This is a genomic window from Thermovenabulum sp., assembly GCF_049701175.1.
In the GTDB taxonomy this organism is placed as follows: Bacteria; Bacillota; Thermosediminibacteria; order Thermosediminibacterales; family Thermosediminibacteraceae; genus Thermovenabulum.
Genome location: NZ_JBNATW010000017.1, coordinates 43,685 through 51,398, shown reverse-complemented (window position 1 = coordinate 51,398; position 7,714 = coordinate 43,685). Strand labels below are relative to the sequence as shown.

5 protein-coding genes are annotated in these 7,714 nt (G+C 35.3%); all 5 read left to right on the top strand.

Features of this window, described 5'->3' with window-relative positions:
* Window positions 1-429 precede the first annotated feature (429 nt).
* Window positions 430-1,728 carry an alanine/glycine:cation symporter family protein gene (locus ACPLVF_RS07265; protein WP_424907168.1) on the top strand — a complete coding sequence of 433 codons (1,299 nt, stop codon included), beginning with the start codon at window positions 430-432 and terminating at the stop codon, window positions 1,726-1,728.
* Window positions 1,729-1,816: 88 nt separating this feature from the next.
* Entirely contained in the window at window positions 1,817-2,368 is a 552-nt protein-coding gene (gene mobB, locus ACPLVF_RS07260; protein ID WP_424907166.1) for a molybdopterin-guanine dinucleotide biosynthesis protein B, read from the top strand.
* 34 nt (window positions 2,369-2,402) lie between these two features.
* Complete coding sequence (gene uvrC / locus ACPLVF_RS07255; RefSeq protein ID WP_424907165.1) at window positions 2,403-4,223, top strand: excinuclease ABC subunit UvrC; 1,821 nt, start codon at window positions 2,403-2,405, stop codon at window positions 4,221-4,223.
* Between the two features lie 58 nt (window positions 4,224-4,281).
* A complete protein-coding gene (locus ACPLVF_RS07250) occupies window positions 4,282-4,620 on the top strand; it encodes a hypothetical protein (protein ID WP_424907164.1) in 339 nt (112 codons plus the stop codon).
* 84 nt (window positions 4,621-4,704) lie between these two features.
* Window positions 4,705-7,650, top strand: coding sequence for a sigma 54-interacting transcriptional regulator (locus tag ACPLVF_RS07245; protein WP_424907163.1), 2,946 nt, complete (start codon window positions 4,705-4,707; stop codon window positions 7,648-7,650).
* Window positions 7,651-7,714: the final 64 nt, after the last annotated feature.

Below are 7,714 nucleotides of genomic sequence, written 5' to 3'. Positions count from 1 at the left end.
CTACCTGTGATTACCAATTTTTAGGGAATCTTCATATTTTTGTTTGACGCTACCGGATTTACTATTTATTAATTCAATATTTTTATTTAAAAATCCTTTTTAAATGGAAACTATGGAATAAAAAGTTTCCATTTTTAGCATTAGATAAAAATATGATTAATCAGTAAAGTAATAAAAATCAGGAAAAAAAATAAAATATAATTGGCAGAGAATTTGCTTTGTTATATAATTAAGAAAAAACAAAAATATGTATGGTAATATACCATAGGAAACTGAAAAAACTTGTAGGAGGTGATATAAAGTAATAAAAGAAAAAAAGGGGAAATAATTAAGTAAAAACAATGTTAAATTTAAGGAGGGAGAATTGTGGATTTAAAGGCTTTTGAGGCTTTTGTTGGCAAATTGGGAGATATAGTTTGGGGTCCTCCAATGCTCATACTTCTTGTGGGAACTCATATATACTTAACCTTTAGATTGAGATTCATACAAAAATATATAGGAAAGGCCATTAAACTTTCTCTTACGAGAACTTCTGAAGGAGAAGGGGATGTAAGCCATTTCGGTGCATTAACCACTGCCCTTGCAGCAACGGTGGGAACGGGTAATATAGTTGGTGTTGCAACGGCTGTAGGGCTCGGCGGGCCGGGAGCAGTTTTTTGGCTCTGGATAACCGGCGTTTTTGGTATTGCAACGAAGTACGCTGAAGCCCTGCTTTCTGTAAAGTACAGGGTAAAAAATCAATTGGGGCAGATGGCAGGCGGCCCTATGTACGTCCTTGAAAGAGGGCTTAAGATGAAGTGGCTGGGAGTACTGTTTGCACTGTTTACAGCGATTGCAGGTTTTGGTATAGGTGTAAGCGTGCAGGCAAACTCCATAGCCGATATGGTTAAAAATACCTTTAATATACCACCTTGGATTACAGGACTTGTTATTGCTATTTTAACCGCAATAGTAATAATAGGAGGAATAAAGAGCATAGCAAAAGTCTGCGAGGCACTTGTTCCTTTTATGGCGATAGTATATATTCTCGGATGTCTGATAATTATTTTAATGAATATTTCAGCTCTTCCTGGAGCAATTGTTACTATATTAAAGAGCGCTTTTACCGGGCAGGCAATGGTGGGAGGTTTTGCAGGTGCTGGTGTAATGCAGGCTATAAGATACGGTGTAGCCCGTGGCCTTTTCTCCAATGAATCCGGTTTAGGAAGCGCACCTATAGCTGCAGCTGCAGCACAGACCCCAAACCCTGCAAGGCAGGCCCTCGTTCAGATGACAGGAACTTTTTGGGATACTGTAGTAATTTGCTTGCTGACGGGTCTTGTGCTTGTTACTACAGGGGCTTGGCAGACGGGATTAAAGGGAGCAGCTCTTACAAAAACTGCTTTTGAGCAGATACCTGTGGTAGGTCCTATAACTTTAACAATAGGCCTTTTAACCTTCGTATATTCGACAATACTTGGATGGTCATACTATTGCGAAAAAGCCGTTGAGTATCTTTTTGGCACAAAAGCTGTGATGCCTTACAGGTGGCTATGGGTTGCCGCTGCATTTATAGGCTCTGTCATGACTCTTCCTCTTGTATGGTCCATTGCAGATGTTTTAAACGGTATGATGGCAATACCCAACCTTATTTCCCTTATCGCTTTATCAGGAGTATTGGTTGCTGAGACAAAGAGATACGTATGGGAAGATCGGCTTGAGGAAAAGGCACCGGAGGAGAATTTTTAAGAGGGGCTTTGCCCCTCGTTTTTTTTATGAAATTTTTTATGTTTTGCTGTATAATTTTTATGGATAAATAATAAAGGCGGTGTGAACCTTGTCTAAAATCGTGGGTATTTCGGGTTTCTCGAACAGCGGAAAAACTACCTTGATTTCAAAATTAATAGTATATTTTAAAAGTAAAAATTATAAAGTAGCTGTTGTAAAACATGCAAAATCGGGATTTAAATTTGGGGAAGGAGATACAGAAAAATTTATAAAAAATAATGCTGACTGTGTTGCGGGTATTTCGGAGGAAGGGGTATTATTTTACAAAAAAGGGAGTTTTTCGTTGGAAGATATTTTAAAAGAAATTGGTAGTTTTTACGATATAGTATTAATTGAGGGTTTTAAAAAGGAAAGTCTCCCAAAACTTTTTTTTATAGATAATAATATTAATGATGAAGGGATTACCCTTTTAAAAAATGTAAAAGAAAATATTGTAGGGTTTGTGGGTGAAGAAAGTTTTTACATCCATGATTACTCTATAAAGGGGCCTTATAAAACCTCCGAAGGAGAATGGTATGTAAAATTTTATGATAAAAACCTTCCTTATTTTGATAGGGATGATATAGAAAAAATAGCCGAATTTATAATGCGTGAAATATGAAATTATTATTTGAAGATTTTTTGGGGGAATTTATATGTTTGATCCTACCAAGGTAAATGAATTTCCCGATAAACCCGGAGTTTATTTAATGAAGGACAAAGAGGGGAAGATTATATATGTGGGGAAAGCCGTTTCTTTAAAAAATAGGGTGAAGTCCTATTTTAGAAATAAAGAAAGCCTTTCTCCGAAGGTTCGTGCCATGGTTTCCCAAATAGATGATATTGAATATATTGTCACGGAAACCGAGATAGAAGCCCTTGTTCTTGAGTGCAATTTAATAAAATTCAATAAACCTAAATATAATATACTTTTGAGGGATGATAAACAATATCCATATATAAAAATAAATATGAATGATTCCTATCCTCGTTTAGAAATAGTGCGGCGAATAAAAAAAGACGGGGCTAAGTATTTTGGACCCTTTGTAGATGCAGGGGCTTTAAGGGAGACTGTTGATGCTATAAGGAAAATTTTCCCCATAAGGTACTGCAGTAAAGATTTAGAGAAGGTTCCTCTCAAAGAAAGACCTTGCCTTAATTATCATATAAAAAAGTGTCTTGCACCTTGCAAAGGTGATGTGCCTAAGGAAAAGTATAGGGAAATGGTTCAAAACATCATTCTTTTTTTGGAGGGAAAAACCGATTTATTGATTGATATTTTAAAAACGGAAATGTACCAAGCTGCTGAAAACTTAGACTTTGAAACGGCTGCAGAAATAAAAGAAACTTTACTGTCAATTGAAAAAGTAAGGCAAAAGCAGCATGCGGTAACTACGGATTTGAAAAATAAAGATATTATTGGTCTTTATTCTGATGAAAGTAGTTCATGTGTGATGGTATTATTTGTAAGAGAAGGTAAGCTTATAGAAAGGCAGCCCTTTATTTTCAAAGATGTATACCAAACTGAACCAAGAGAAATATTATCCTCATTTTTAAAGCAGTACTATGACAAAGCTATAAATATCCCTGAAGAAATAGTAATTCAAGAAGACATAGAGGATAAAGAGGTTATTGAGGATTGGCTTTCTTTTAAAAAAGGTTCAAAGGTAAATATTGTTATACCTAATGAGGGCGAGAATTATAAATTGGTGGGCTTAGCAAAAGAAAATGCCAAAGAATATATCATTCAAAAAGGTATAAATATAGAAAAAAGGGAGTTTTTAAATGTATTAGAAGAACTAAAGGAAAAATTATCTTTGAGAAATTTCCCATTCAGAATAGAGGCTTTTGATATTTCAAATACCGGGGGGACCAATTCAGTAGCCTCGATGGTTGTTTTTGAAAATGGCTTGCCAAAAAAGCAGGATTACAGAAGGTTTAAGATAAAAACGGTAAAAGGTCCAAACGATTTTGAAAGCATTAAGGAAGCGGTTTTTAGAAGATTTAAAAGAGCAAAACAGGGAGATGAAAATTTTAATAAATTACCCGATCTTTTACTAATCGATGGCGGACCGGGACAGTTAAAGTATGCTAAAGAGGCTTTGAAAGAACTTGATATGGATAACATAGAAGTTATTTCTTTGGCAAAGGAGTTTGAACTAATTTATAAAGATGAAAAAGAAAGCATTGTTCTACCTAAGGATTCAGAAGCTCTCAAATTATTGCAGAGGGTGAGGGATGAAGCCCACAGGTTTGCAATTACCTACCATAGAAATTTGAGAACAAAACAAAATTTGAAATCTTGTCTTGATGACATTCCTGGAATTGGAGAAAAAAGAAAAAAAGCCCTTTACCAAGCTTTTTTAAGTATAGAAGATATCAAAAAAGCAAGCATCGATGAGCTTGCAAAGGTGCCCGGAATGAATAAAAAGGCAGCTCAAGCAGTATATGATTATTTTCACAGTACCCTCTCTTGAGTGCGATGAATATTTTATATAAAGAAAATAATTTGAGCACTCAAAAGGGGGTTTTTTTATGGATATTTTAAAGACCATTGCTGTTTTATCGATTGTTATTGAGTCATTAACGAATACAATATTGTTTTTGTTGAATGTTTTTATGAAATCTTTTAAGAGCTGGTCTGAAGAAGAAAAAAAAGGGGTTATAGGGATATTTTTGTCAGTTTTTATTACAGTCAGCATAAACTTAAATATCTTCGAAGTTTCTAAAATAACATTTAAGTATCCTATTATAGGCACCATTCTTACAGGTTTTTTATTTGCTAGAGGTGCTAATGTAATAAACGATATACTTGATATTATTTATTATACAAAAGAAGACAAAAAAGCCTTGAAGGTTGAAAGAAAGATTTAAAAAGGAAAAATACGGAACCGCACAAAATCTACCAGTGATGGTATAATAATTGCATAAAATGTTGTAACAAGAGGTGAAGAATTTGTGAAAGAGCGTTTAATTGAATTGATAAAAAGCGAAAATAAGAAAAATCCTTATACCGATGAACAGTTAGCAAACATGTTGGGGATTAGGAGGGATGAGGTTACTGTTTTAAGGTCAGAATTGAATATACCCGATTCAAGAGAGAGAAGAAAACCCTATTTATTAAATGAAGTTAAGGAAATATTAAGCAAGAATAAGCAAATATCAAACAGGGAACTTACGCGAATTATTAGGGATAGGGGTTACGATGTATCGAGATTTTTAATTTCAAGAATTAGGCAGGAAATAGATGGGGATGTAAAAAAGGAAAAAGACAATAAGGAGTTTTTTAATAATTCTAATAAAAAGCCGGTAGAAAAAATTATTTTGGGTTTTGAAAGGATTATCGGGCATGACGGAAGTCTAAAGCCACAGATAGAGCAAGCCAAGGCTGCAGTCCTTTACCCTCCTCACGGTTTGCACACCCTCATATTGGGTGAGACAGGGGTGGGTAAGACCAGTTTAGCTGAAGCTATGTACCAGTATGCGGTACAGGTTGGCAAACTTCCTAAGAATGCCCCTTTTGTTGTTTTTAATTGCGCCGATTATGCTGAGAATCCACAATTATTACTTTCTCAGCTGTTTGGACATGTCAAGGGTGCTTATACCGGGGCGGATTCGCCAAAAGAAGGGCTTGTAGAGAAAGCAAATGGCGGCATTTTATTTTTGGATGAGGTTCATAGACTTCCACCTGAAGGTCAAGAGATTTTGTATTATCTAATAGACAAGGGAAAGTTCAGAAGGCTTGGGGAGACGGAAAGCACAAGAAAGGCAGAAGTAATGATAATTGCGGCTACCACCGAAGATGTGGAATCGAATTTACTTTTGACTTTCAGGCGAAGGATACCCATGGTAATAGAACTTCCTCCTTTAAATGCAAGGCCTATTACGGAAAGATATGAAATTATAAAAGATTTCTTTAAAAAAGAGGCTGATAAAATTGGTATAAAAATAAAAGTAAAGAAGGAAGCTTTACGAGCACTTTTAATGTACGAATGCCCGGGGAATATAGGACAGTTAAGAAGCGATATTCAGGTTTCCTGTGCAAGGGGATTTTTGACCTATATGGGCAATCAGATAGATTTTATTGAAATAGACCTTATTGACCTTCCGGTTCATGCAAGGAGAGGATTACTAAAGGTTACAAATCGTGCCCCTGAAATCGAAAACATTGTTTCAAAAGATTTATTAATATTTCCCGGAGAATCGGAAAATGCGGTAGGAAATAAGGATGATTTATACGTTTTTCCCGAAGAAATATACGAATATATTGAAGAAAAGTACCGAGAGTTAAAAAAAGAAGGATTGAGTCAGGATGTAATAAATAGGGTGATAGGAGGAGAATTGGAGGTAAAGTTTCAAGAAATCCTAAGGCAATTCGAGACAAGGCAAAAAACTTTTGAAAAACAGGAATTAGCAGAAATAGTGGGAGATGAAGTGGCAAGGCTTTCTGAAAAAATGATAAAAATTGCGGAAAGAAAGCTGGGGAAGGTAGATAATTATTTATTTTACTGCCTTTCAATACACCTTGCTGCCACTTTAGAGAGGATAAAGAAAGGGAAGCCTATTATTAACCCGCAGTTGGATAAAATCAAAAAGGAATATAGGCTGGAATACAAAATAGCTAAGGAAATGGCCCATATTGTTAGAAATGAAATTGATATTGAACTTCCAGAAGATGAAATAGGTTTCATAGCTATGTATCTCAGGACAATTACTCATCCCCATTACAATGTTAAAAATGGAAGAGTAGGGGTTGTTGTTTTGACACACGGGCATGTAGCTAAGGGAATGGCAGAGGTGGCAAATAAACTTTTAGGGGTCGAACATGCGGTTGGAATTGAAATGTCTTTGGATGAAAAACCGGAAGCAGTATTGGAAAGGGCTTTGGAAGTGGTAAAAAAAATTGATGAGGGGAAAGGCGTTATACTTTTGGTAGATATGGGTTCTCTTGTTACCTTTGGCGAAATAATAACTAAAAGAACTGGAATTCCTACCAGGACCATTGGGCGAGTAGATACCATAATGGTATTGGAGGCCGTTAGAAAAGCCATAATACCTGATACCACCCTTGAAGAAATTGCAGATAGCCTTGATAAGAGTGATATAAGTTTTGGAAGGATTTTCCTTAAGAATCCACTAGAAAACAAAATAAAAACAATTGTTACCCTTTGCCTTACAGGAGAAGGAGCAGCTCTTAGGATGAAAAAATTAATAGAGAAAAAGATGGAAAGTTATGGTGAAATTTATGAAATAATTCCCTTAGGTTTAACCCAAGAAGAAGATGCAAAAGACAGGATAATAAAACTGAAAAAGACAAAAAATATTGCAGCAATTGTGGGCACAATTGATCCAAAGGTCCCTGGAGTTCCTTTTATTTCAATAGAAGAAATTTTAGATGGAGGGGCCTTCAAAAAAATCGGGGATTACCTCGGCATAAAAGGTGTAGAGGAGGCAGAGGGAAGTGATGAAAAAGTTTACCAGGATTTTTTGGAGGAAGATTTGATATTGATAAACCCCGATTTTAGAACAAAAGAGGATGTCATAGAAGGGCTTTACGAACTCCTTTTTGAAAAAAAATATGTAAAAGAAAGGTTTTTATTTGATTTGTATAAAAGAGAGGTTATGGGCAAAACTTTGCTCGCAAGCAAGGCTGCAATACCACATGGATTGCCCGAAAATGTAATCTTACCTAAGATAGCCATTGCGGTATTAAAAGAACCCATAGAATGGGAAAATGGTAATTATGCAGATTTTGTGTTCATGCTTGCTTTAAAAGAAGGAAATAAGGAACAATTTTTAAAGCTGTATAATGTTATAAAGGATAGGGAGCTACTTCTAAAGTTAAAATCTTACAATGATTCCCAAAGCATTAAAAATGTATTATTGGAACTTCTTATATTATAAAATGCTACAAAATATGTCACTGATGGCATATGACTTGCTAAAAAATTTAAATTAAAAAGCTCAG